A 24,373-nucleotide genomic window follows, 5' to 3' on the forward strand; every position below is an offset into this window, starting at 1 on the left:
ATGAGCCATCATGCCGACCCCGCCAGTTTTCGCGCAGCCGCCTCGCGGTTCTCCACCGGAGTGACCGTCGTGACGAGCAGCGATCCCGACGGTGCGCCGGTCGGCATGACCGCCAACAGCTTCACCACGGTGTCGATGCAGCCGCCGACGGTGCTGGTGTCGCTGAAGCGCGGCCGCACCTGGCAGGCGGTGAGCACGTCCGGCCGCTACGCGGTCAACGTGCTCGCGGCAAGTGATGTCGCGATAGGCCGGCATTTCGCAGGGGCGCCACTGCCACAAGGCGCGCCCGCCTTGGATGAAAGCGGCGGTTTCTTCCTGCTGCCGCAGGCCATCGCGCAATTCGGCTGCGAGGTGGTCAATGCCGTCGAGATCGCCGACCACACGCTGTTCATCGGCGAAGTGCGCTGGTGCCGGCACCAGGACGGCCTGCCGCTGGCCTTCTACGCCAGCTGCTTCCGCAACGGACTGGGTGCGGAGATCGGAGCAAGCGAAGCACTGGCCTATCCGGCGGAGGGATGGACGCTGTGAGCGTCGCGCCCTTGCCGCACGGCGGAACGGCTACGCCGCCTGCTTCAACAGATGTGCATCATGCCGCGCAAGGAACGCGCGAAGCAGATCCGGATAATCGGCGCTGACCGCGGTCCTCACACTGGGGCGCCGCGCGAGCTGACCGCGCCACGCACGACTCTTGGGCGTCGAAGCAAAGATGCCGAGATCGCCATAGGCATCGAACACATCGAAGTAGCGGAAGATCGGTGCGAACACGGCGTCGACCAGGCTGAAGCGCGCGCCGGCGAAATACGGCCCCTCGCCCAACGCGTCTTCGACGCGGGCGAACTTCGCCGTCAGCGCCTCGCGCTTGGCGGCGAACACCGCGGCATCCTGCGTCGTCTCCAGGCCCCAGAGATCGCCAAGGATCGCCGATCCGAACTCCATCCAGGCGCGGTGCTGCGCGCGGGCGAGCGCGTCCTCCGGATGCAGCCTGGCGCCGGTCTGGGTGTCCTCGATGTACTCGCAGATCACGTTGCTCTCGAACAGCGCCACCTCGCCTTGCGGCGTCGGCACCACCAGCACCGGCACCTTGCCGAGCGGCGAGAGCTTCAGGAACCAGTCGGGCTTGTCGGCGAGATCGATGTCGATCCGCTCGAATTCCGTGCCCTTCTCGGTCAGCGCGATCACCGCGCGTTGCACATAGGGGCAGAGCTTGTGGCTGATCAGCTTCAGGACGGGCGCCATGACATCCTCGGCAGTTCAATGCAGATGCATTAAACTAGATGCAGACGCATGAAGCTGTCAAGGTGAATGCAGATGCATCGATCAGGGCCGCGCGATCACCCCTCCGGTCATCGGGAATGGCACGCCCGTGGTGGTGGGATAGCTCAGCGGCAGGCCCTTCATGCCGCGCACGGCGAGGAAACCGAACGCCTGGGCCTCGATCGCGTCCGCCGACCAGCCGAGCGCATCCGCCGATTCGACGCTCGCCGGCGCCACGCGCTGGCGCAACATCCGCATCATGGTGTGGTTGCGGGCGCCGCCGCCACAGACGATCCAGCTCGCCGGCGGCTTCGGCAAGAGGGGAGCGATGCGGGCGATGGCCGCGGCTGTGAACGCGGTCAAGGTCGCCGCCCCATCGGCCGGCGACGCGTCGCCCAGCCGCAGGGCGGCGAAGTCGTTGCGATCGAGCGATTTCGGCGGCGGCAGCGCGAAGAACGGCAGCGCCAGCGCGCTGGCAATCCACGCCTCGTCCGGGGTGCCCTGCTCGGCCACGCGGCCATCCTGGTCGAACGCCTGGCCGGTCGTGCGGTGCATGAAGTCGTCGAGCAGCGCATTGCCCGGACCGGTGTCGCAGGCGATCAGCACGTCGTCGCCGTCGATATAGGTGATGTTGGAGACGCCGCCGATATTGACGACGGCGATCGGCCCCGGGCGGGACAGCGACTGCGCCAGGGCACGGTGATAGACCGGCACCAGCGGCGCGCCCTGCCCGCCGAAATCGACGTCCGCGGCGCGGAAATCATGCATCACCGGGATGTGGACGGCCTTGGCGAGGGCAGCCGCGTCGCCGACCTGCACGGTCAGGCGGCGCTCGGGGCGGTGCAGCACGGTCTGGCCATGAAAGCCGATGATGTCGATGTCCTCCGGCATGAGCCGGTTCTGGGCGAGGAAGGCCGCGATCGCCTCGGCATGCGCAGCCGTCACCACCTGCTCCGCGTCACGCACCCGGCCGGGCCGCGCCTCGCGCCGCTCGATCTGCACCGCATCCGCGAGCGCCTCGCGCAGCAGGCTCCGCTCGGCGGCCGTGTAGGCTCGGTACCCCGACGGGCCGAGCGCCTTGATCTGCCGCCCGTCGGTCTCGATCATGGCCACGTCCACCCCGTCGAGCGAGGTGCCACTCATGAGGCCAAGTGCGGTCAGAATCATTGCAGTCGAACCCGAAAATCCTGGCCTCGCCTGGAAGTGCGGCTGATTTGAGGTCCCGCCGGCGCCTTGCACATGACCTTGTACAAGCCCGGCGCGTCCTATAATGCCACAACGCCTGGACCGGCGGCAGCCGCTGTCCCGCGCCGGGCCGCGACAAGCGGCCAATACCGTAAACAAATGCTCAGAGTCGCCGACAATGACTGGCTTCAAGTCTGATTTCCTGAACGTGCTGCAGAGCCGCGGGTTCATTCATCAGTGCTCGGATTTCGAGGGCCTGGATGCCCTCGCCGCCAAGGGCCAGGCGACCGCCTATGTCGGCTATGACTGCACCGCACGCTCGCTGCACATCGGCAACTTCCTGACCATGATGATGCTGTACTGGCTGCAGCAGACCGGGAACAAGCCGATCACCCTGATGGGCGGCGGCACCACGATGGTCGGCGACCCCTCCGGCAAGGACGAGACGCGGGCGATGCGCACGGTCGAGGAGATCGAGGCCAACAAGGCCTCGATCCGCGGCGTGTTCGCCAAGGTGCTGCGCTACGGCGACGGCGCGACGGATGCCATCATGCTCGACAACGCCGAATGGCTGACCCAGCTCAAGTGGATCGAGATGCTGCGCGACATCGGCCGGCACTTCTCGGTCAACCGCATGCTGACGATGGATTCGGTGAAGCTCCGGCTCGAGCGCGAGCAGGAGATGAGCTTCATCGAGTTCAACTACATGGTCTGCCAGGCCTACGACTTCGTCGAGCTGTCGCGCCGCACCGGCTGCCGGCTGCAGATGGGCGGCTCCGACCAGTGGGGCAACATCGTCAACGGCGTCGAACTCGGCCGCCGCATGGGCACCGAGCAGCTGTTCGCGCTGACCACGCCGCTGCTCACCACCGCCTCCGGCGCCAAGATGGGCAAGACCGCGCAGGGCGCGATCTGGCTCAACGCCGACCAGTGCAGCCCGTATGATTTCTGGCAGTACTGGCGCAACACCGAGGACGCCGACGTCGTCAAGTTCCTCAAGCTGTTCACGACGCTGCCGCTGTCCGAGATCGAGAAGCTCGGCGCGCTGCAGGGCGCGGAGATCAACGAGGCCAAGAAGGCGCTGGCCGACGCGGCAACCACTCTGCTGCACGGCGAGGAAGCCGCGCGCACCGCGGCCGAGACCGCGCGCCGCACCTTCGAGGAAGGCGCGATCGCCGAGAACCTGCCGACCGTCGAGGTCACCAAGGCCGAGCTCGACGCCGGCCTCGGCGTGCTCAACGCCTTCGTCAAGGCCGGCCTCGTCGCCTCCAATGGCGAGGCGCGGCGCCAGATCAAGGGCGGCGGCCTGCGCGTCAACGACGTCGCCGTCACCGACGAGAAGATGGCGCTGACGGCGACAGAGCTGACCAGCGAGGGCGTGATCAAGCTGTCGCTCGGCAAGAAGCGGCACGTGCTGGTCAAGCCTGCATAGCCGCATTCGGTTTTGCCCGCTTGTCAGGGAATGCCGAAAGGCGCTCCCTGGCGGGCATGACCATCAGCGCGCCGCCAGAGCCTGCGCAGTCCGAGGAAACGCTTGCCCCGCCCAAGGCTGGGCGCATGGCGTTCGTCGTGCTCGGCCTGTGCTTTGCGCTGTCCGTGCTCGGGCGCGGGCTCGGCGAGAGCTTCACCGTCTTTCTCAAGCCGATCTCCGACGGTTTTGGCTGGGACCGCTCTGAGATCGTCTCGATCTATTCGCTGACGGCGCTCGCCGGCGGCCTCGCGGCGCCGTTGATCGGGCGGCTGTTCGATCATTCCGGACCACGCGCCGTCTTTGCGCTTGGCCTGCTGCTGCTGGGGTCAGCCTTCACGGCGGCCGCGCATGCGCAGGCGCTGTGGCAGTTCCAGCTCAGCATCGGCCTGTGCGTCGGCATCGGCATCGCGCTGATCGGCAACGTGCCCAACTCGATCCTGCTGGGGCGCTGGTTCGGCAAGAAGCTGCCGACAGCGATGGCGGTGATCTATTCGGCGACCGGCGCCGGCGTGCTGATCCTGCTGCCGGGCTCACAGCTCCTGATCGAGGCCATCGGCTGGCGCAGCGCCTATCAACTGTTCGGCGCCGTCGTGTTCATCCTGCTGGTGCCGCTGGCGCTGCTACCATGGCGGCTGTTTGCTGCCGGCGCGCCTCACATCACGAGGTCGGTGGCCGACGAGCTCGCTGATGATGTCTGGACCTTGTCACGCGCGCTGCGTCACCACGCCTTCTGGGCTCTGTTTGCAACCTTCTTCTTCACCGCCGTCGGCATGTATGCGATCGCGCCGCAGGTCGTTGCCTATCTGATCGATGCCGGCTTTGCGCCGCTGCAGGCCGCGACCGCCTGGGGCTTCTCAGGCGTCGTGCTGCTGTTCGGCATGCTCGGCGTCTCCACGCTCGACGGCCTGATCGGACGCAGGCCGTCGGTGCTGTTCTCCTACGCGGTGTCGATCGCGGGCATCCTGATGCTGTGGGCGCTGCAATTCTGGCCAAACATCTTTCTGCTCACCGGCTTCGTCGTCTGCTTCGGCAGCATGATCGGCTCGCGCGGGCCGCTGTTGTCAGCCACGGCGATGAAGATCTTCCGCGGCAAGCGGCTGGGGACGATCTATGGCACCATCACGATCGGCAGCGGACTCGGCTCCGCGCTCGGCTCATGGAGCGGCGGCGTGATCCACGACCTCACGCACGGTTATGACGCGGTCATTGTCTTGGCGCTGATCAGCGTCGTGATCGGGATGATTCCGTTCCTTGTCGTCCCCGCACTTCGCACGTAGCTGCAATCGGCAGCGTTCCGGAGGAACCTCACGAGCTTGTCCGTCCACATAGTGGACATCGCCGAACGATCACGCATTCATGATTAGTAAGCAGCTTGGTGGTAGTTGTTCGGACAACAAGAACGATGAGGATGCCGTGACATTGCTCAGCCACATGAAGTTCCGCACCAAGCTTGCAAGCATGGTGATCCTGGCCATCGCGACGGTCATCGCCATCGTCGCCGTCGCAGGCTGGCTCAGCCGGGAGCGCATGCTGGAAGACCGCATCACCCAGATGCACACGGCGGTGGACCTCATCTACGGTCTCGCCGAGACGCTGCAGACCGAGGTCGCGGCAGGAAAACTATCGGTTGACGAGGCCAAGAACAAGTTCCGCTACCTCGCGCGGCGAATGACGTTCAACAACGGCCAGGGCTATCCGATCGCCTACAACGCCGCCGACTCGGCGCTGCTGTTGAACGCTGCCAATGAAAAGCTCGAGGGCAAGATTCTCGGCACCAAGGACGCCAATGGCGTGCTGATCGCCGATGCGCAGATCAAGGCTGCGCAGCAGAAACCTGAAGGCAGCACGACATCCTATCTCTATCCGCGGCCTGGCCAGACCGAGCCGCTTCGGAAGGTGGTCTTCGTCCGCGCCTTCGCGCCATGGAACATCGTCATGAGCTACGGGCTCTATGTCGAAGACATCGAGGCGGACGTCTATGCCCTGCTGATCCGGCTCGCCGGGATCGGCGCGGCGCTGCTCGTGCTGCTCGGCATCCTGTCCTTCATGATCTCGCACAACGTGGTCGGCGGGCTGCACCGGCTGAAGGACCGGATGCAGGACATCGCCGGCGGCCGGCTCGAGCAGCCGGTGGCCGAGACGGAGCGCGGCGACGAGATCGGTCGCATGGCCGAGACCTTGGAGGTGCTGCGCAGGACGGCGATCACCGCGCGCACGCTGGAGCAGGAACAGGCAGCCACCAAGCAGCACAGCGAAGCGGAAAAGCGCGCGGCGCTGGTTGCGATGGCGGACCGCTTCGACGCCTCCGTCGGTCAGCTCGTTGCGCTGATGGCCTCGGGTGCCGGAGAGCTCGAGGCGACGGCGAAGTCGATGACCGGCACCGCCGAGAGCACCAATGCGCGCGCCACCGCCGTGAACTCCGCCGCGACGGAAGCGAGCTCGCGTGTTCAGACGGTCGCCACCGCCGCCGAGGAATTGACCTCGTCGATCACGGAGATCAGTCGTCAGGTTGCCCAATCCGCCGAGGTCACCGGACGCGCCGTCGAAAGCGCGCGCCATACCGATGGGATCGTCCGCGCCCTGGCCGACGGCGCCAAGCAGATCGAGCACGTCGCCGAGTTGATCTCGAGCATCGCCGGCCAGACCAACCTGCTGGCGCTCAACGCCACGATCGAGGCCGCCCGCGCCGGCGAAGCCGGACGCGGCTTTGCCGTGGTCGCGGCGGAGGTGAAGAGCCTGGCCAGCCAGACGGCGCAGGCCACGCAGGAGATCGGCGACCGCATCGCCCAGATCCAGAACGCGACGCGGGAAGCGGTCGGTGCGCTCGACGGCATCACCCTGACCATCGAGGAGGTGTCGGCGATCGCCGCCACGATCGGATCGGCGATCGAGGAACAGGGAACGGCCACCGCGGAGATCGCGCGCAACGTCACCCAGACGGCGCAGGCCACCCGCGACGTCACCGCCAACATCGGCGGCGTCTCGACCGCGGCCCATGAGACCGGGAGCGCCGCCGGCCACGTCCTGATCGCCGCCGGCAATCTCTCCAAGCAGGCCGAGCAACTCTCCCGCGAGGTCGACACCTTCCTTGCGGGCGTCAGAGCGGCCTGATTGCTTCGATCCGCTCGCGTGAGCGTCGCCGAACTCCGATGGCCTTCGCGCCTCAATTGTTCGGCGGCAGCTCGCCCGGCGGGTACTGCTGCTTGCCGGTGTTGAAGTCCATGATCTTGCGCGTCACGCCCGGCAGCATCGCCGAGATCGGGTTGATGCGCACCACCGGCTGACTCGGCGTTCCCACGACCTCGTAGGTGACGCCGAACAGGCCTTCATTGCTGCCGCCGAGGAACAGGCCGACGATCGGGATCTGGTTGAACATGTTGTTCAGCCCATAGAGCGGCACGATCGTGCCCGATGCGCGGACCTGGTTGACGTTGTAGTCGATGCTGCCTTCGATGGTCAGGCCGAGCGTCGGCCCCTTGACCACGCCGTCGCGGATCGAGAGCAGCCCGTTCTGCCGGGTGAACTCGGCGCGCAGCATCGTGAAGGCGATGCCTTGCGAGGCTTGCGGAGCGGCGCCGGACGCGGCGCGATCCAACGCCTGCTCGCCGCGGACGGTGAAGTTGCGAACGATCGCCAGCCCTTCCTTGGGGCTGGTGTCGGCGGTCGGCGGCTCCATCGCCAGCTCCAATTCGCCGCCCGCCATCTTCGAATAGGTATCGGCGAAGCGCAGCAGCGCGCCGGCATCGTTGGTCACGAGATAGATCACCTCGCGGCCCTGACGGCGGGCGCGCGGATCGGCGCTGGGCGCCTCGCGACCGACGCGGATGTCGGCGGTCACGGGCGTATCGCGGCCGACCTTGCCGCTCAGATTGAAGCTCTTGAAGGCGCCGCCGCGCCTGGAGAGCTTGACGTCGACGCTGCGCAGCGCCTCGCCATTGAAGCCGGCGACAGCGCCGAGCTTGACCTCGGCGTCGAAATCGAGATTGGAGCGCGCCTTGTTCTTGTCGGCGTCCTTGTTGGTGCCCGAAATCGCCGACTTCAGGAAGCCGCGGCCGTCGAACACATCGCCCCGCATCGACAGCTTCAGCACGCCGTCCTGGCCGCGCTCGGCCTTGAGCTGGGTCTTGTCGCCTTCCGACGGCGAATAGGTCGGGAAGTTCGCATTCATCAGGTCGCCGTTCTGGTCGACCTCCAGCGAGCCCTTGATCGAGACGCCGCCGCCTTCGATGTTGATGTCCTCGAAGCGAGTCGATTGCGGCTTCGCCACCACGAGGAAGGTCGCCTTGCCCGATTTGCCGGGGTTCTTCACCCAGCCCGGCAGCAGATTGTCGAGTTTCAGCTGCGTCAGATCGGCTTCGACGCCGATCCGGCTGTCACGATCGCTGGCGCCGGCGATCTTGCCGTTGAGCTTCAGCGGGACGTTGCCGGTGATCGCGGTGCCCAGATCCATGCCGAGTCGCGCCCGGCTGGCATCGTCGAGGATCGCCTGCATCCTGATGTCGGCATCGCCTTCGGTCGGCTTGCGATAGTCGAGGGTCGCCGGCTGGCCGTTGATCTTGACGTCGCCCTTGACCTGATAGCCGGCCGTGTTGGCGACGATCTTGAGCGTATTGGCCTCGAGCTTCTGGTTCATCACCAGTTTGTCGGCGGCAAAACCGTTGAGATCGGCCGTCACCGTGTAGCTGGTGTCGGCCTTGGTGAGCTCGCCCTTGACCGGCATCGCGAGATTGACGCTGGCCTGGAACGTGCCCTTGGTCTGGTTGGGGTCGATCGGCATCGAGGAGAGGTCGCTCAGCCGATCGGAGGCGAGAATCTCGGCGGCGGCGGCGACCGGGCCGTCGACCCGCATCCGCACCCGCGACGGCGACGGCTTCGGCGCCATGTCCGGCACCTCGAACACGACGTCGGAGAAGTTGAGCTTGCGGCCTGCCGGCGTATCGGCGACGCCCTGTCCCAACGTCACCGTCGCGGTGCGCCCGGTGACATGCGCCTTCATGTCGGCATCGCGCACCGACGGCAGGCCGTCGACGGGATGAACCGTCACGTTGTTGGCCACGATGTTGACGTCGAGGCCGTCATCGGGGATCGGCGGCCCCTTGCGAGGCAGGTTGCGGGTCGGCGAGTTGACCGCGATGTCCATGCGCTGCACCGAGCCGCGGTCGATGCGTTCGATGATCCAGGCGCGCACCTCCGGCACGATCAGAGCCGGCCAGATCCGCTTCATGGCGAGCACCGGCATCGGCGTGGTCGCGAAGCCGAGCTTCAGCCGCGGCTCGCCGGCATAGTCGACGCTGCCGGTGCCGGCGACGCCGATCTCGCCATTGGAGATCTCGGCCTGCGTCAGCAGCACGCGCTTGCCTTCGGTGTCGAAGCGGACGTTGATCGAGATGCGGTTGAAGATCAGCGGCGGATCGTTGGCGATGGCTCCGAGCAGGATCGTGCCGCCGCTGAGGCCGAGCCGCCAGTCGTTGACGCCGTCGTTCGGCGGCTCCAGATGGGCGTTGAGCGTGATACGGTTGGCGCCCGAGATCACCTTGAACGGCGCCACCAGTGCGCGACGGCTGGCGTCCCACTCCATGTTGATCTCGGCGGAGTCGATCGCCATCGGATAGTCGGGCGTGTCGGTGTCGATGATGTTGCCGGCGCCGATGTTGAGCTTGCCGCGCATATAGGTCGGCAATCCGTCGCGGCCGAGTTCGCCCTTGATCTCACCGGTGAGCGGCAGGTCCGCCATATAGGTCAGATCCTTCAGCCTGAGCGCCAGCAGGATGTTGCTGGTGGAGACCTTGTCGGCCTTGATGTCGATGGTGCGCACGCCGTTGGCCGGCGGCCCGACCAGGACGCGCAGCAGCCAGGGCTTGGCGCCCTCCTCGCCGAGGCTGAGCGCGACGCCGCCGCCCGAGGGACGGCGCAGGCTGAGACTGATGTTCTCGAACGTCCATTTATTGCCGCGCTGCTGGTCGTCGACGACCAGCACGCCGTTCTTCAGGCCAATCTCGTTCAGGTTCTGACCGTCGAGCCCGGTCAGGCTCAGGCTGTCGAGCCAGTCGAGCCCGGCGAGCAGCCCGTTCTGCGGCGGCGCCACAGCCGTCCCGGATGCAGCCGGCGGGTTTGCTGCCTGCGGCTGGGAGGCTTGGGGTGTGCCGGACGCCGGTCCGGCGGACTGTCCCGGCCGCGGGAAGGTCGGCGGCAGCCCGGCATCGCGCTTGGAGGCGACGCCGGTGGCCAGCGGCTTGCTGGTCTCGCCGGTCGAAACGGTCACGGTGCCGTCAGGGGTGATGCGGATCGCGAGCTCGGCGTCGACCAGCTTGAGGCTCTCGGCGCGCAGCTGGCCCATCAGGAGCGCCGCACCCGACAGCCGCACTTCAGCCTTGGGCGCGCTGGCGACGACGGCGCGATCCTGATCGCGCACGACGATGTCGCGGATCCGGACTGCAATCCGGATCCGGCCGGCGCGCTCGATCTGCGTGCCGCCGACCTCGACCGTATTGCCGTGGCCGATATTGTCCTCGATCGCGGCTGCAAGCCATGGCGTCGCCAGATCGAGGCTGATCGGCCCGACACCGAGCCGCAGCCACAGCCCGCCGAAGCCGACGCCCAGAATCAGGACGAGGACCACCAGCGAGACCACGCAGCGCCGCAACAGCCGGCCGCCGGGCCGGCGCCGCGGACTGGACTCGTCCGAGCGGCCCGAATCGGCACGCAACAGCAGGCGGCGCGCCCGCTGCCCGGCGGCCTCGTCGTGCTCCGCTGCATCTTCGAACTGGTCGGTCACGTCCCAGTCGGCGTCATCCCACTGTTGGCCCTGGGTGTCCGCTTGCAGATGGGGCCGGTGGGGTGATGTCTGTCTTGCCATTGCCTCTCGGTGCTGGCCCCTGGTGTCCGATATGGTGGTGACAATCTGGCTTCGGCCAGATTGGTCGCCGATGGTGCCCCGACCGTTCACGGGGCGCGCCCCTCGCTCGTCGGCATGGCCGCTTCCCGTCGATCCCCGTCACGCTCAACGGGCGTTCCCGAGTCGCCTGCTGTCGTCACGTCCGCCACGCGGGCCGGACGAAGCGCAACATCCCCGTCACTATAACCCGCCGCCGTCAGGTTTGCCCACCCGCTCGTGCCGCTCCGCCTGCGCCTCGCCACGGCGACGCGAAATTTGTGGCGGGGAGGCCTGATCCGGGGACGGTACGAGAGTCGTCATTGCTTTGGTACTCACGCATGCTGGTACCCGTGATGTCCAGCGCGTCGCAAGAGGCGTCACCCCCCGTTCGCCGAAGCACGGATGCAAGATCGATCCCGGGACACCGGACAAGAACCGAGATAGTTTCATTCTTGAGCCGCCGAAAGCGACGAAAGGAAGGCGTATGTCAAAGGAATCACGGAAGAAATCCTCTAACCCGGCGTCCTACGGGGCAACGCCCGGGAACCGGGCCGCCGCCGCCGCCAAGACGGCCGCCAAAACGGCCGCCAAAAAGACCTCCAAGCCGGCAACGACCAAGGCCGCGAAGAAGACCACCGCGAAGGCCGGAAACGCCGCCGGCAAGTCCATGGCCGCCAAATCGGCTCCCGTAAAGGCCAAAGCCGCCAAGCCCGTCGCACCCGCTTCGGCTGGAACCGGGCTTGCCGAAGGTGCCAAGGCCCCTGCCTTCAAGCTGCCCCGCGACGGCGGTGGAACCGCTTCGCTCGCCGACTACGCCGGCAAGAAGCTCGTGCTGTTCTTCTATCCCAAGGCCAACACGCCCGGCTGCACCAAGGAGGCGATCGACTTCACGCGACTGTCGAGGGATTTCGCCGCCGCCGGCACCGCCGTGCTCGGCGTGTCCGCCGATTCGGTCAAGGCGCAGGACAATTTCCGCGACAAGCACGACCTCGCCGTGCCGCTGATCTCGGACGAGACGCACGCGATGCTCGAGGCCTACGGCGCCTGGGGCGAGAAGTCGCTGTATGGCCGCAAGTTTCTCGGCATCATCCGAAGCACGGTGCTGATCGGCGCCGACGGCCGCGTCGCCAAGGTGTGGCGCAACGTCAAGGTCGATGGCCATGCCGACGCGGTGCTGGCAGCCGTGCGCGACCTGTAGAAACACGCGATGGGGCGTTGGGGGAAAATTAACCATGCAGGGGTCAAATCCCTCCCGTAAATGACGCCGCTGGACGTAACGAGCTCCAGCCGGCGCGGGAGTGCCGATGTCGCATCGTTCCGGCCATCACGCCGAATATCCCCAGCACCATCCTCATGACCGCGGGCACGCCCATTCCCATCGGCGCGCTGCGGCCAGCCATCCGGCACCCGCTGCGGCATCGGCCGCCTCGCAGAGCGACTACACGCTGGTGCATGCCGGCAAGCAGGTGCGCATCGGCCCGGTCGTATTCTGGATCGTGGTCGGCACCGTCAGCCTGCTCGGCGCGTGGTCGGCGGCAACAGCCACCTATTTCGCGTTTCGCGACGACGTGCTGACGCGCCTGATCGCGCGCCAGGCCGAGATGCAATACGCCTATGAGGACCGCATTGCCGAGCTGCGTGCGAAGGTCGACCGCGCCACCAGCCGCCAGTTGCTCGACCAGGAGCAGTTCGACCAGAAGCTCGACCAGATCCTCAAGCGCCAGACCGCGCTGGAGGGCCGCGCCACCGCGCTCGGCAGCATGCCCGACATCACCGGCTCGATCCGCGCGCCGGCGCGGGCGCCGGTCGCGATCGAGCCGCCATCGGCGCCGTCGACGCCCAAACCGTCGCCGATCAGCGACACCGTGATCTTCACTGCGCCGCCGGACCGCGAGGCGCGGCTGGAATCGCGCAGCCCGGTGATGGCCAATGTGCAGCCGAGCCAGGCCACCAAGCTCGCCGGCGTCGACAACGTGCTGACGCGGCTGACCCGCTCGCTCGACCAGGTCGAAGCGCGCCAGATCGCGATGCTGTCCTCCGCCGAGGAGACGCTGGAATCGAAGCTTCGCCGGATGCGCGGCGTGATCACCGATCTCGGCCTCGACATGGGCCATCTCGAGGCGGCCGCGCCGAAGGGCGGCATGGGCGGCCCGTTCGTGCCGGTCAAGCTCGGCGCCGAGTCCGGCCCGTTCGAGCGCCAGCTCTACCGCATCAGCATCACCCGCGCGCAGGTCGAGAAGATGAACCGCACGCTGGCGCTCGTGCCGTATCGCAAGCCGGTCATCGGCGAGGTCGAGTTCACCTCGGGTTTCGGCGTGCGCTCCGATCCGTTCCTCGGCCGCCCCGCCATGCACACCGGCCTCGACTTCCGCGCCGCGACCGGCGATCCCGTCCGTGTCACCGCCAACGGCAAGGTGGTCAACGCCGGCTGGGCCGGCGGCTATGGCCGCATGGTCGAGGTCGACCACGGCAACGGCCTGTCCACGCGCTACGGGCATCTCTCCGAGATCAACGTCAAAATCGGCCAGCAGGTGAAGATCGGCGACATCATCGGCGAGGTCGGCTCGACCGGCCGCTCCACCGGCCCGCACCTGCACTACGAAACCCGCATCGACGGCGAAGCCGTCGACCCGCAGAAATTTTTGCGCGCGGGTGTCCGGCTGAGCGCGGGCTGATCAGCCCGCCACCAGCGCATCCAGGAAGCGCGACAGATCCTCCCACAGCTCGCCCGGCTCTTCCAGGCCGATGCTCAGCCGCACCAAGCCCTCCGCCGGATTCCACGGCCGCATGGTGCGATCCGCCGCGACATCCATCGGCGCGATCAGGCTGTGGGTGCCGCCCCAGGAGGCGCCGATGGCGAACAGGCGAAGCTGCCCGAGCGCGGGGTAGATCCGCGCGGTGAACTCCGGCTTGATGACGAGGCTGAACACCGCGCTCGCGCCCTTGAAGTCGCGCAGAAACACCTCGTGACCGGGACAGGACGGCAGCGCCGGATGCAGCACGCGCGCAACCGCCGGCACGTCCTGCAGCCGCTCGGCGAAGTCGCGCGCGACACGGCCGCTGTGCGCCATGCGCACGCCCATCGTCTCGATGCCGCGCAGCGCCAGCGCCGCCTCGTCCGGCGACACGCCGATGCCGAGCACGCCGAGCACGTCCTTGACCGCCTTGCGCAGGCCGAGGTCCTTCACCGTGATCGAGCCGAGCAAGAGGTCGGAATGGCCGCCGACATACTTCGTCAGCGCCTCCACCGCGACGTCGACGCCATGCGCCAGCGGCTTGAACAGCAGCGGGCTCGCCCAGGTGTTGTCGCACCCCGTGAGCACGCCCCTCGCCTGCGCCGCGCGCGCGATCGCCGGCACGTCCTGCACCTCCATCGTGCCCGAGCCCGGCGACTCCAGCCAGATGAGCTTGGTGCTGGCGTCGATCAGATCGGCGATGCCGCCGCCGATGAGCGGATCGTAGACCTGATGCACGATGCCGCGCTGCGCGAGATAGCCGGCGCACAGGCTGCGCACCGGAGGATAGACGTGATCGGGGATCAGCACCTTGTCGCCGGGCTTGAGCACCGCGAGCATCGTGATCGCGACCGCGGCCTGCCCCGACGGCACCAGCATGGTGCGCGCGCCGCCATGCAGCGCCGTGAGCTGCACCTCCAGAGTGCGCGTCGTCGGCGTGCCGTGCAGGCCGTAGGTGTAGCCGTCGAGTCCACGCTCGGCGCGCCGCGCGAAATCCCGGGGATCATCATAGACGATCGTCGAGGCGCGATAGGTCGGGACCGCCAGCGACTTGAAGCCGTCCTGGGACACGGCGGGATGCTGAACGCAGCGGGTGAGATCGTGCATGGAAACCTCGTGTGACAACGCGTGCGGCCATGGTAGCGCAACCGCGCGAGCGGCGCGCTCATAACGTCTCAGGACCGGACCGGTATCGGCCCTGCTGATCGAGGACGACATCTACGGCGAAATCAGTTTTGGCGAGCACCGTCCACGCCCGTTCGCCGCCATCGGTGCGAAGGCCGACATCATCCTGTGCCGCTCGACGCGGATGACCGACCCCAAAGGCGGCTTCGTGCTGTGGCTGGAGCTGCCGGCTGGCTTCGACGCCGACGCACTTTACGTGCTGGCCATCCGCGAGCGCATCTGCTTCGTGCCGGGCGGGCTGTTCACCGCCAGCGATGGTTATCGCAACTGCCTGCGGCTGAGCTGCAGCCATGACTGGGATGCGCGGATCGAGCGCAGCGTCGAGCGGCTGGGGGAGCTGGCGGGCGACATGCTCGCATAGCCCTCTGCGCCTCCGCGCGCGGCAACTCGCCGGTCAGCGTTTGGCCGGCAGCACGAACACCTGCCCCGGATAGATCAGATCCGGACGGCGGATCTGCTCGCGGTTGGCGCGGTAGATGACGGCGTAGCGCGTGCCCTCGCCGAGGAGACGGCGGCTGATGTGCCACAGGCTGTCGCCGCGCGAGACGGTGATCGTCCTGGCGCCGCCGCCGCGGCCGGGTGAGGACGCCATGTCCTTGAGGTCGGCCGGCGACGCCGCCGCAAGCTGCGTGCGCGCGGCCGATGCGCCGCCGTTTGCCTGCCCCTGGCCGGCGGCCGCAGGCAGCGCGGCCGTGGTCAGCGTCTCCGGCACGTTCAACGGCACCTCCGCGCGCGCCTGAACGGCGCCCGTCTTGGCGTCCACCTCGTCGAGCCGCAGCCGGTCCTTGCCGGCCCAAGAGGCATCCTTGGAGGCATCCTTGGAGGCATCCTTGATCACCGCGGCGACACGCCCGTCGGCCGTGGCCGTCGCAGTGCTGACGAGGCGGTCGTTGAGATAGATCCGCACGGTCGCCCCGGGCCGGGCGAGGCCGCTGACGCGCAGGTTGCCGTTCGGCTCGAAATCGACGGCCTCGACCGCCACGGCGAGCGGCGCCGAGGCTGCCGGCTTCGACAGCACGCGCGTCGGCTGGTCCGGCGCGACCACCGCGACCGTGGGCGGCCGCTTGCCGGCCTCCACCACCACGGCCACGCTCTGCTTGGACGACATCTCCCTGCCATCGGGCAGCCTGGCCCGCAGCGTCAGCTCGAATGTCCCGGCGCGCAGCGGTGGCGGCACCATCGAGAACTGCCCCGCGCGGTCGGCGACCGCCTGGGCATGCGGCTCGCCATTGCGCAACAACTCGACGGTGGCGCCCGGCGCGGCGCGGCCGGCGACCACAGTCTCGCCTGTAGGCTCCACGCTGACCACGTCGAATGACGGCGCATCGCTCTCGGCCGCCGGCGGCGCGACCGGCGCCAGCAGCGCAGCCAGCCCGCTCGCCTGCTGCTGCGCGGTCGCGAGCGCCGTGGCGGCCTGGCTCGCGCCGCCCTTCTCCGGCGCTGCACCCTTCTCTGTCGCTGCGCCCTGCTCCGGCGCCGCGGCACGCTGCGGCACCGGCGCCGCGCGCGGGGCCGCAGCGCCATTGTCGCCAGCGAACGTCCACTCACGCGGAAAGATCGAGAGGTCGTGACCGAAGCGCGGCGCAACGACGACGCCAAATGCCGCAAGCGCGAGCGCCGCAACGGCGCCTCCCGCCCAGATCAGTCGCCGGCCGCTTGCGGTGCTCATCGATCGATCGGTCCCCGTTCATGGCGAACACGGAGACCACGGCTCCGTCGGCAGGAATCTCGATCCGCCTCATACCATCATGCGGGCCAAAAAGCCATCGCGGGCCGCCGCGGGCCGAGATCAGCGATCAGCCGCGATCTGCCTCGCGCATTCTTCGAACACGCCGCGCAGGAAGCGGTGGCTGGGATCCTGGTCGCGAAACGAGGGCCAGATCATCGACTCCTTCAGTTTCGGAATCTCGAACGGGAAATCGACGTACTTGACCGCATAGTGCCGCGCCAGGTCCTGCGCGAGCAGCCGATGCACCGTCGCGATCCGGTCGGTTCCGCACAGCATCTTGGGGAGCACGCAGAACGAGTCGACGGTGGAGGCCACGTTGCGCTGCCGGCCCGCGCGCGGGAAGAAGAGTTCTTCGAAGGAATGCGTCCCAGGCTCGCCGAGACGGACGCTGACGTGGCCGGCTGCGAAGTAGTCGTCTTCGGTCAGCCTGCCGCGCCTCAGCTTTCGCGCCTGATCCATCAGGCAGACGTGGTCGTCCGAGAGCAGGTGCATCTGCGGATGCGGAATGCGCGACGCATAGAGCTCCGGCAGAATCATCAGATCGATGTCGCCGAGCTGAAACACCTGCTCCACATGCTTGGGCAGATGCGAGATCTCGAGCTGGAAGCCGGCGGCCCGTCGCGCCAGCTCGATCGCGACGCGGGACACCAGGACATACGTCACATAGTCGGAGGCGCAGATCCTGAAGGTGCGATTGACCTTCGCGGGATCGAAATCCGGCTTCGTGCTGATCGCGGCCCGTGCGCGAATGAGCGTGTCCTTGACCGGCTCGACCAGCGCCTGGGCGAGCGGAGTCAGTTCGAACTGGCGCCCCACCGGCGTGAGCAACTCGTCGGCGAAGAATTCGCGCAGTCGCGCGAGCGCCGCGCTGGTCGCCGACTGGCCGAGACGCAGGCGGTCTGCGGCGCGCGTGACGTTGCGCTCGTCGAGCAACACATCGAGCGCGACAAGCAGATTGAGGTCGAACCTGTCCAGCCGCATCGGCGCAAATCCTCCCATTCCCCATCATGTATCGATCCTATCGATGCCCAGACACATTACAATCGATTTTGGCGAAACACCGCTCCGGCGTAGCGTGGCGTCGGATCAGCGTCGGCAAGGGCAAGAAGCCCTGGGCCATGGAGCCCGCGACCGGTCCGGAAACGGGGAAGGAAACATGGACCGTTGGAGCTCTGGCGGAGCCGTGCTCGGCATCTGCCACGTGGCCGGAATGCTGGACCTGGTGGCACTGCCGGTCTGGATCGGAACCTTCATCGCATTCTATGGTCTGTCGCCGGCCCAGGCCGGTGCGACCGTCACGAGCTTCCTGGCGGGCATCGTGCTCGCGAGCCTCGTGACCGCGCGGCTGCTGACCCGGCTCGACCCGCGGACGGTCGTCGTCGCCGGTTTCGTCGTGGCAGCAGCAGCGTTCGGCTATCTCGCGAGCCGGCCCGTCGAAGCGGTGCCATTCGCGATGCTTCCGGTCATTCACGGCATTGCCGGGCTTGCGGCGGGAGCGGCCCTGTCGATGACGCACGGCACGATCGGCCGGACGGAGAATCCGCACCGCCTGTTCGGCCTCGCCAACGTCGCCCTTGCCGTGTTCAGCGTCGGCTTTTTCGCGGTGGTGCCGGCCCTGGTCCATTCGGTCAGTCCGAGGCTGCTGTTCGCCGTGTTCGCCGGCAGCATGAGCCTTGCGGCCCTGGCGGCGTCGACCAGCTTCCCGCGCGCCCTCGGCGCCGGCGCGAGCGGCAGCGCCGCGTCGCAGGCCGTCCCGAGACCGGCGTGGCTGATCATCGCCGCCGTGATCTGCCTCGCGTTCAACCAGTCGCTGGTGTTTTCCTTCCTGGAGCGCATCGGCGATCACAAGGGTTTCTCGCATGCCGATGTCACGACGGTCCTGGTCGCCGTGGGTCTCGTCAACCTCGTCCCGGGAGCGCTTGCCGCGCTGACGCAGAGGCGGCTGTCGCCCGTCGCCGTCGGCATCGCCGGTCCCCTGGTGCAGGCGGTTCTGGCGCTGGTCATCGTCAACGCCACGGGCTTTGCGGCCTTCGCAGCCTTCGCGATCCCCTACGTCTCGGTCGTGATCTTCACGCACACCTTCCTGTTCGGCCTGCTGTCGCAGATCGACCCGAGCCGGCGCGCAGTCGCGGCGACTCCGGCGATGATGATGATCGGCTCGGCCGCCGGGCCCGCCGTTGCCGGCGCAATCGTGGAGACCTCGGGCTATGGCGGCCTGAGCTACACGGCCGTGATCATCTCCGGGCTCGCCATTGTCCTGATGCTGACCTTCAGGGTGCGTACCGCTGCATCGTCTCAAATCCTGCGCTCGGCGTGAGCCTGGCGCCAACGTCCCATTGTCGAGGAGAGTGCTTCCAATGAACAAACATGTGACCAGCACGGGCGGCCTGCAGTTTCCGCAGGACATCGTCTTCTCGGGCTACGCCGCTCCCGTGCGGATCGAGGGCGAGGTGCACGATCTCGAGGTGATCGGCCGCATCCCGCCCGGGCTCGAAGGCGCCTACTATCGCAACAGCGCCGACCACGCCTATCCGCCCTTGCTCGGCAAAGACATCTTCCTCAACGGCGATGGCATGGTGCACATGGTCCGCATCCAGAACGGCCACGCCGATCTCTCGATGCGCTACGTCCGCACCCGCAAGTTCACGGTCGAGCGGCAGGCCCGCAAGGCATTGTTCGGCGCCTACCGCAATCCGTTCACCGACTCTCCTGAGGTCGCCGGCGAGGATGCCAACACCGCCAACACCTCGGTGATGTGGCATCACGGCAAGCTCTACGCGCTGAAGGAATCCGGCCGCCCCTATGAGCTCGATCCGGTCACGCTGGAGACCCGCGGCGAGACCGATTTCGGCGGCCAGCTCGCGAGCCGGACCTTCACCGCCCATCCGAAGATGGATCCGCTGACCGGCGAGTGCATCGCCTTCGCCTATAATTGCGAGGGCACTGCCAGCAACGACATCGAGCTCTACACCATCGCCCCGGACGGCGAGTTCACCCGCAACGAGCGTTTCACCGCCCCCTATTGCTCGATGGTCCACGACTTTCTGGTGTCGCGCAACTTCATCGCCTTCGTGATCTGCCCGATGGTCTGCGATTGGGACCGCGTCAAGAATGGCGAGCCCTATTGGCATTGGGACAGCCACAAGCAGACCCATGTGGCTGTGATCCCGCGCAGGCAGGGCGTCGCGGGCATCCGCTGGTTCACCGCGCCGAAGCTCGCGATGCAGACCCACACCTTCAACGCCTGGGAGGACGGCCACCGCCTCGTGCTCGACCAGTTCGTCACAGAATCCGGCTGGCTCAGCCAGTTTCCCGACATTCACAATCCCGAGGCCCGGGAGCTGCCCCCCTTCGGCGAGCGCTGGACGATCGATCTGTCCAGCCCGGACGCCGCGATCGAGATCAAGCGCTTCATCGGCCACATCGGCGAAATGCCGGTCATCGACCAACGCTTCGCCATGAGCCGTGTCAGGCACTTCTGGTTTGGCACCAACAATCCCAAGCTCGGCCCGATGCTGCCGTTCGGACCCAAGGGGCCGCCCTTCACCTGCCTTGGACATTTCGACGAGGAGACCGGCAAGCTCGACTTCTACTACGCCGGCCCCGACAGCTCGCCGGAGGAGCCCTGCTTCGTGCCGCGCACCGCCGATGCACCCGAGGGCGACGGCTGGCTGCTGAGCATCGTCGGGCGACGGGCCGAGAACCGCACCGATCTCGTCATCCTCGACGCCCGCAATCTGTCTGCAGGACCGGTCGCCACGATCCGCTTCCCGTGCCGTGTCCACGAGGGCTTCCACGGCATCTGGGTCAATGCGGACGTCCTTTAGTCCAGCGCCCATCCGACGCCATCACGCCTCGTATAAGGCCAACAACCGGAGGACACCCATGAGCCGCCTGTACGGTTCACTGCACTCGCGCGCGCATCGCTGTGCGTGGATGCTCAAGGAATTGAATCTGTCATTCGAACATGTGGCGACCAACTTCACCGATGGCAGCACCCACAAGCCCGACTTCCTGAAGATCAATCCCAACGGGCGGGTGCCTGCCTTCGTCTCCGATGAGGTCTGCCTGTTCGAATCGCTTGCAATCAATCTGCATCTGGCGCGTCGCCATCCGAGCGACCTCTCGCCGGCCACGCTCGTGGAGGAGGCCCTCGTCACGCAATGGAGTTTCTGGGTCGTGACGGAGATCGAGAAGCCGCTTCTGCTCGCTGCGGCGAACAGCATCCTGTTCGATGCGGACAAGCGTAATCCGAGCGAGCTCAAGGTGGCGCTGACCAAGCTCAGCCGTCCATTCAGCGTTCTCGATCGTCATCTGTCCGAGCATGCCTACCTGCTCGGCGACCGCTTCACGGTTGCCGATCTGAACGTCGCTGCGGTCTTGACATTGGCGCGGCTCGGCTCCCTCGATCTGTCGGAGTGGCCCCGTCTCGACGAATGGCTCGGAAGCTGCCTGGAGCGTCCCGCCGCCGCAGATTGGAAGACGATCAGCTTTCGGGTGCCGCGGCCGGAGACTGACCTCGGCATGCTCGCCATGTTCGTATGAGAGCTACGCCCGCCTGTCCTGAAGGATGCCGAACTCATGCTGAAACGCGACGACGCCGTGACCATCATCGATGCAGCGCTGCACGAAGGGCGCGCGCGAAATCTTGCGCCGCTCGCAGTGGCGGTACTTGATCCCGGCGGACACCTCATCGCCTACCAGCGGGAGGATGGCGCGGGCATCATCCGCTTCGACATCGCCTTCGGCAAGGCCTGGGGCTCGCTCGGCATGGGCTTCGGCTCACGCGAGCTGAGCCACCGCGCCGGCGCTCTGCCGACCTTCTTCACGATGCTCTCAGCGACCAGCGGCGGCCGTCTCGTCGCATCGCCCGGCGGCGTTCTCGTGCGCGGCCGGCACCGTGAGGTGCTCGGCGCGGTCGGCATCTCGGGCGACCTCGGTGACAATGATGAGGCTTGCGCGATCGCCGGCATCGTCGCGGCGGGCTTCCAGACGGACGAGACAAGCCAGGCCTGAGCTAAAACATTCACGCAACCAACGAGCCCTGCTCGGCAGAAACATCCCGAGAGCCAAGAGCGACGGCAAAGATTTCTATTTCTTTTTTCCAGAAAATATGTATGATCCGCCCGTCCCGCCTCGTTGCGAGGGGCGTACGCGTCGTCACGGACGTTGAGGCGGGATGCGGTGGACGCGGTGGCGATGCACGACGGGCAGCGCTGGCGCGTACGGTGAAGTCGCGTGGTCCTGACCTCCCGAAGCTGAGGCCAAGTCGGCGTCGGTGCAAGATGCATCGCGCTGATGACGGGGGCAAGAAAGCCCGGTCCCCGGGGAGATCGCGTATAATCCGTAAAGCCATCGCGCAGGGAATGCCGGAGTGCTCGGCTGAACCTGTGGTTCCTGCCGCCTGCATTTTTTTCGCAGGCGGGCCATGGGTGAGGCCTTCACCCGGCATTCCCTGCGCCCTCGTATCCGAGGGCTCTCTGTTCAAGAACCTGAGCGCCTGGGCGCGCGGCGGGACGTCTTTCGATGCCTCGCCTCGCCCACGCACGAAAGCGTGCATTTTATTAAAATTGCAGCTTTTGTGTGCAATGCGTAATCGTACGGTGCTTAGATTTTACGCAACATTTAGGGAGTCCCGGCCCTCTAGCGCTGATCTGATGCTCTGCATTCAACTTCCGCATGCAGGGGACAATGGAGTCCGTATCTTGCGCAAGAACCTGCCCGTCACCCAAACCGAATACCCCATTACCGACGAGACGCTGATCGTCTCGCGTACCGATCTCAAGGGCAAGCTGACCTATTTCAACGACCAGTTCGTCGATGCCGCCGGCTTTACGCCCGACGAACTGATGGGTCAGCCGCACAACATCGTCCGCCACCCCGACATGCCGGAAGCGGCTTTCGCCAATCTCTGGGACACGCTGAAGCAGGGCAAGCCGTGGGCCGGTGCGGTCAAGAACCGCCGCAAGAACGGCGACTTCTACTGGGTGCTGGCGAGCGCCTCCGCCATTCGCGAGAACGGCGAGATCACCGGCTATACGTCGATCCGCACCAAGCTGCCGGCCGACCAGCGCGCCGAGGCCGAGAAGGTCTATGGCCTGCTCAACCAGAACAAGGCGCAGGACTATGCGATCAGCGCCGGCATCATCCGCCGCCGTTCGGTGTTCGACCGGCTGTCGTTCTTCACGGGGACGCTGCGGGCGAGGCTGACGACCTTCGCCGCGGTGCTGAGCGCCTTTATGCTGATCATCGGTGCGGCCGGTCTCCTGTCGACCCGCGCGAGCAACGCCGGCTTGAAATCGATGTACGAGGACCGCACGGTTCCTCTCGCGCAGCTGTTCGAAATCAACGACCGGACCCTGCAGAACATGTCGTCGCAACAGTCGGCGGCAGCCAACGGCAAGGCGGGCAAATCCATCGACGGCATCGCGCCCCTGATCGAGGACAACAGCGTCCGGATCTCGAAGCTCTGGGCCGACTACATGGCGAGCTATCTGACGCCGGAGGAGAAGGTCGTCGCTGACGCCTACGCGGTCAAGCGCAAGACCTATGTCGACGAGGGCATCAAGCCCGCGCTGGCCATGCTGCAGCAGCGCAAGTTCGACGAGGCGAGCCAGCATATCGCGACCAAGGGACATGACCTGTTCGAGGCCGCCAAGCATGAGCTCGACAAGCTCGTCGCGATCCAGGTCAAGGAGGCCAAGGGGCTCTACGAGGACGCCGAAAATCAGTATCACGTCGTGCTCGCGCTGGTGGCACTGATGATCCTTGGCGGTGTCGGTCTCGGTGCGATGTTCAGCGTGCAGACCATCCGTGCGGTGCTGAAGCCGCTCAAGGTCCTCAACGATTCGATGCAGAGCATCACGGCCGGCAAGCTCGACAACCGCATCCCGGTCGAGCGCGACGACGAGATCGGCGAGGCGCTGCGCAACCTGCAGACCGTGCAGTCGATCGTCCGCTTCAACAGCGAGGAGGTGAAGGCGGTTCAGCGCTCGGCCGAGGTCAAGCGCAAGGCCGAGATGGACAAGCTCGCCCGCGAGTTCGAAGGCGCGATCGGCGGCATCGTGCAGACGGTGTCGTCGGCCTCGTCCGAGCTGGAGAGCTCGGCGGGCACGCTGTCCTCGACCGCGACGCGCTCGCAGGAGCTGGCCACCACCGTGGCGGCGGCCTCAGAGCAGGCCTCCACGAACGTGCAGTCGGTCGCCTCGGCCACCGAGGAGCTGACCTCGTCGGTCACCGAGATCAGCCGGCAGGTGCAGGAATCGGCGCGGATCGCCACCGGCGCCGTCGACCAGGCGCGTACCACCAACGACCGCGTCAACGAGCTGTCGAAGGCGGCCGCACGGATCGGCGACGTCGTCGAGCTCATCAACACCATCGCCGGGCAGACCAATCTGCTGGCGCTGAACGCGACCATCGAGGCGGCGCGCGCCGGCGACGCCGGCCGCGGCTTCGCCGTGGTGGCGTCCGAGGTCAAGGCGCTGGCCGAGCAGACCTCGAAGGCCACCGGCGAGATCGCCCAGCAGATCTCGGGCATCCAGGCCGCCACCCAGGAATCGGTGACGTCGATCCGGGAGATCAGCACCACCATCGAGCGGCTGTCGGAGATCTCCTCCACCATTGCGGCAGCCGTCGAGCAGCAGGGCGCGGCCACGCAGGAAATCTCGCGCAACATTCAGGAGGCCTCGCGCGGCACGACCGAGGTCAACACCACCATCGTCGACGTCCAGCGTGGGGCCTCGCAGACCGGCTCCGCCTCGGGCGGCGTGCTCTCGGCGGCGCAGTCGCTGTCGCATGAGAGCGACCGGTTGCGCCAGGAGGTCGGCAAGTTCCTCAGCAACGTGCGGGCGGCCTAGTCCGCCCGTGACCACCGCCCGGTCAGCCGGATCGGGCGGTCCCGCATGGTGAAGGCATCATGGCCGGCGCCGCCTTCGCGCAAC

18 protein-coding genes are annotated in these 24,373 nt (G+C 67.0%); 12 read left to right on the top strand and 6 right to left on the bottom strand.

Annotated elements, in window-relative coordinates; all coding sequences use genetic code 11:
* Entirely contained in the window at nt 1–528 is a 528-nt protein-coding gene (locus QX108_RS04285) for a flavin reductase family protein (protein ID WP_315778595.1), read from the top strand.
* Nucleotides 529–558: 30 nt separating this feature from the next.
* On the opposite strand, the gene QX108_RS04290 is transcribed toward QX108_RS04285, so the two are convergent.
* Together QX108_RS04290 and QX108_RS04295 are read right to left on the bottom strand one after the other, a co-directional pair.
* Nucleotides 559–1,236, bottom strand: a complete 678-nt coding sequence (locus tag QX108_RS04290) for a glutathione S-transferase family protein (protein ID WP_315778593.1) — start codon at nt 1,234–1,236, stop codon at nt 559–561.
* An 81-nt stretch (nt 1,237–1,317) separates the two neighbouring features.
* Complete coding sequence (locus tag QX108_RS04295; RefSeq protein WP_315778591.1) at nt 1,318–2,421, bottom strand: anhydro-N-acetylmuramic acid kinase; 1,104 nt, start codon at nt 2,419–2,421, stop codon at nt 1,318–1,320.
* Nucleotides 2,422–2,617: 196 nt separating this feature from the next.
* Here QX108_RS04295 and tyrS point away from each other — a divergent pair, with 196 nt between their 5' ends.
* From tyrS to QX108_RS04310, 3 genes are all read left to right on the top strand, one after another.
* Nucleotides 2,618–3,871, top strand: coding sequence for a tyrosine--tRNA ligase (gene tyrS / locus QX108_RS04300; RefSeq protein WP_315778589.1), 1,254 nt, complete (start codon nt 2,618–2,620; stop codon nt 3,869–3,871).
* A 56-nt stretch (nt 3,872–3,927) separates the two neighbouring features.
* On the top strand, nt 3,928–5,187 hold the full coding sequence (locus QX108_RS04305; RefSeq protein ID WP_315778587.1) for an MFS transporter: 1,260 nt from the start codon (nt 3,928–3,930) through the stop codon (nt 5,185–5,187).
* A gap of 136 nt (nt 5,188–5,323) precedes the next feature.
* Complete coding sequence (locus QX108_RS04310; RefSeq protein ID WP_315779479.1) at nt 5,324–7,021, top strand: methyl-accepting chemotaxis protein; 1,698 nt, start codon at nt 5,324–5,326, stop codon at nt 7,019–7,021.
* 52 nt (nt 7,022–7,073) lie between these two features.
* Here the strand turns inward: QX108_RS04310 and QX108_RS04315 are convergent, their stop codons facing one another.
* A complete protein-coding gene (locus QX108_RS04315; RefSeq protein ID WP_315778585.1) occupies nt 7,074–10,766 on the bottom strand; it encodes a DUF3971 domain-containing protein in 3,693 nt (1,230 codons plus the stop codon).
* A 502-nt stretch (nt 10,767–11,268) separates the two neighbouring features.
* Between QX108_RS04315 and QX108_RS04320 the strand changes: the two genes are divergently transcribed.
* The gene (locus QX108_RS04320; protein WP_315778583.1) at nt 11,269–11,982 is read left to right on the top strand and encodes a peroxiredoxin; all 714 of its coding nucleotides are present in this window, start codon (nt 11,269–11,271) and stop codon (nt 11,980–11,982) included.
* Nucleotides 11,983–12,088: 106 nt separating this feature from the next.
* Complete coding sequence (locus QX108_RS04325; protein WP_315720292.1) at nt 12,089–13,459, top strand: peptidoglycan DD-metalloendopeptidase family protein; 1,371 nt, start codon at nt 12,089–12,091, stop codon at nt 13,457–13,459.
* On the opposite strand, the gene QX108_RS04330 is transcribed toward QX108_RS04325, so the two are convergent.
* Entirely contained in the window at nt 13,460–14,626 is a 1,167-nt protein-coding gene (locus QX108_RS04330) for a trans-sulfuration enzyme family protein (RefSeq protein WP_315778580.1), read from the bottom strand.
* A 202-nt stretch (nt 14,627–14,828) separates the two neighbouring features.
* On the opposite strand from QX108_RS04330, the gene QX108_RS04335 reads away from it, so the two are divergent.
* Entirely contained in the window at nt 14,829–15,065 is a 237-nt protein-coding gene (locus QX108_RS04335; protein ID WP_315778578.1) for a hypothetical protein, read from the top strand.
* A gap of 33 nt (nt 15,066–15,098) precedes the next feature.
* Here the strand turns inward: QX108_RS04335 and QX108_RS04340 are convergent, their stop codons facing one another.
* Nucleotides 15,099–16,373: a LysM peptidoglycan-binding domain-containing protein gene (locus tag QX108_RS04340; RefSeq protein ID WP_315778576.1), complete on the bottom strand. Its 1,275-nt coding sequence runs from the start codon at nt 16,371–16,373 to the stop codon at nt 15,099–15,101.
* A 120-nt stretch (nt 16,374–16,493) separates the two neighbouring features.
* On the bottom strand, nt 16,494–17,414 hold the full coding sequence (locus QX108_RS04345; protein ID WP_315778574.1) for a LysR family transcriptional regulator: 921 nt from the start codon (nt 17,412–17,414) through the stop codon (nt 16,494–16,496).
* A gap of 175 nt (nt 17,415–17,589) precedes the next feature.
* Here QX108_RS04345 and QX108_RS04350 point away from each other — a divergent pair, with 175 nt between their 5' ends.
* The 5 genes from QX108_RS04350 to QX108_RS04370 all read left to right on the top strand — a co-directional run bounded on the left by QX108_RS04350 (nt 17,590) and on the right by QX108_RS04370 (nt 24,289).
* Nucleotides 17,590–18,750 carry an MFS transporter gene (locus tag QX108_RS04350; RefSeq protein ID WP_315778572.1) on the top strand — a complete coding sequence of 387 codons (1,161 nt, stop codon included), beginning with the start codon at nt 17,590–17,592 and terminating at the stop codon, nt 18,748–18,750.
* Nucleotides 18,751–18,790: 40 nt separating this feature from the next.
* Entirely contained in the window at nt 18,791–20,260 is a 1,470-nt protein-coding gene (locus tag QX108_RS04355) for a carotenoid oxygenase family protein (RefSeq protein ID WP_315778570.1), read from the top strand.
* A 58-nt stretch (nt 20,261–20,318) separates the two neighbouring features.
* The gene (locus QX108_RS04360) at nt 20,319–20,978 is read left to right on the top strand and encodes a glutathione S-transferase family protein (protein WP_315720299.1); all 660 of its coding nucleotides are present in this window, start codon (nt 20,319–20,321) and stop codon (nt 20,976–20,978) included.
* 36 nt (nt 20,979–21,014) lie between these two features.
* Nucleotides 21,015–21,449: a heme-binding protein gene (locus QX108_RS04365; RefSeq protein ID WP_315778568.1), complete on the top strand. Its 435-nt coding sequence runs from the start codon at nt 21,015–21,017 to the stop codon at nt 21,447–21,449.
* Between the two features lie 689 nt (nt 21,450–22,138).
* Nucleotides 22,139–24,289 (top strand): methyl-accepting chemotaxis protein, encoded by a 2,151-nt coding sequence (locus tag QX108_RS04370; RefSeq protein ID WP_315720300.1) that lies wholly within the window; start codon nt 22,139–22,141, stop codon nt 24,287–24,289.
* Nucleotides 24,290–24,373: the final 84 nt, after the last annotated feature.

This window comes from Bradyrhizobium sp. SZCCHNR1002 (assembly GCF_032381435.1).
Taxonomy (GTDB): domain Bacteria; phylum Pseudomonadota; class Alphaproteobacteria; order Rhizobiales; family Xanthobacteraceae; genus Bradyrhizobium; species Bradyrhizobium aeschynomenes.

Excerpts from the sequence above, each read along its gene's own strand:
- QX108_RS04350 (WP_315778572.1), top strand. The coding sequence starts at position 17,590 with ATGGACCGTTGGAGCTCTGGCGGAGCCGTGCTCGGCATCTGCCACGTG.
- QX108_RS04335 (WP_315778578.1), top strand. The coding sequence starts at position 14,829 with ATGACCGACCCCAAAGGCGGCTTCGTGCTGTGGCTGGAGCTGCCGGCT.
- QX108_RS04320 (WP_315778583.1), top strand. The coding sequence starts at position 11,269 with ATGTCAAAGGAATCACGGAAGAAATCCTCTAACCCGGCGTCCTACGGG.
- QX108_RS04340 (WP_315778576.1), bottom strand. The coding sequence starts at position 16,373 with ATGAGCACCGCAAGCGGCCGGCGACTGATCTGGGCGGGAGGCGCCGTT.
- QX108_RS04325 (WP_315720292.1), top strand. The coding sequence starts at position 12,089 with ATGTCGCATCGTTCCGGCCATCACGCCGAATATCCCCAGCACCATCCT.
- QX108_RS04285 (WP_315778595.1), top strand. The coding sequence starts at position 1 with ATGAGCCATCATGCCGACCCCGCCAGTTTTCGCGCAGCCGCCTCGCGG.
- QX108_RS04330 (WP_315778580.1), bottom strand. The coding sequence starts at position 14,626 with ATGCACGATCTCACCCGCTGCGTTCAGCATCCCGCCGTGTCCCAGGAC.
- QX108_RS04345 (WP_315778574.1), bottom strand. The coding sequence starts at position 17,414 with ATGCGGCTGGACAGGTTCGACCTCAATCTGCTTGTCGCGCTCGATGTG.
- tyrS (WP_315778589.1), top strand. The coding sequence starts at position 2,618 with ATGACTGGCTTCAAGTCTGATTTCCTGAACGTGCTGCAGAGCCGCGGG.
- QX108_RS04295 (WP_315778591.1), bottom strand. The coding sequence starts at position 2,421 with ATGATTCTGACCGCACTTGGCCTCATGAGTGGCACCTCGCTCGACGGG.
- QX108_RS04305 (WP_315778587.1), top strand. The coding sequence starts at position 3,928 with ATGACCATCAGCGCGCCGCCAGAGCCTGCGCAGTCCGAGGAAACGCTT.
- QX108_RS04355 (WP_315778570.1), top strand. The coding sequence starts at position 18,791 with ATGAACAAACATGTGACCAGCACGGGCGGCCTGCAGTTTCCGCAGGAC.
- QX108_RS04315 (WP_315778585.1), bottom strand. The coding sequence starts at position 10,766 with ATGGCAAGACAGACATCACCCCACCGGCCCCATCTGCAAGCGGACACC.
- QX108_RS04365 (WP_315778568.1), top strand. The coding sequence starts at position 21,015 with ATGCTGAAACGCGACGACGCCGTGACCATCATCGATGCAGCGCTGCAC.
- QX108_RS04290 (WP_315778593.1), bottom strand. The coding sequence starts at position 1,236 with ATGGCGCCCGTCCTGAAGCTGATCAGCCACAAGCTCTGCCCCTATGTG.
- QX108_RS04360 (WP_315720299.1), top strand. The coding sequence starts at position 20,319 with ATGAGCCGCCTGTACGGTTCACTGCACTCGCGCGCGCATCGCTGTGCG.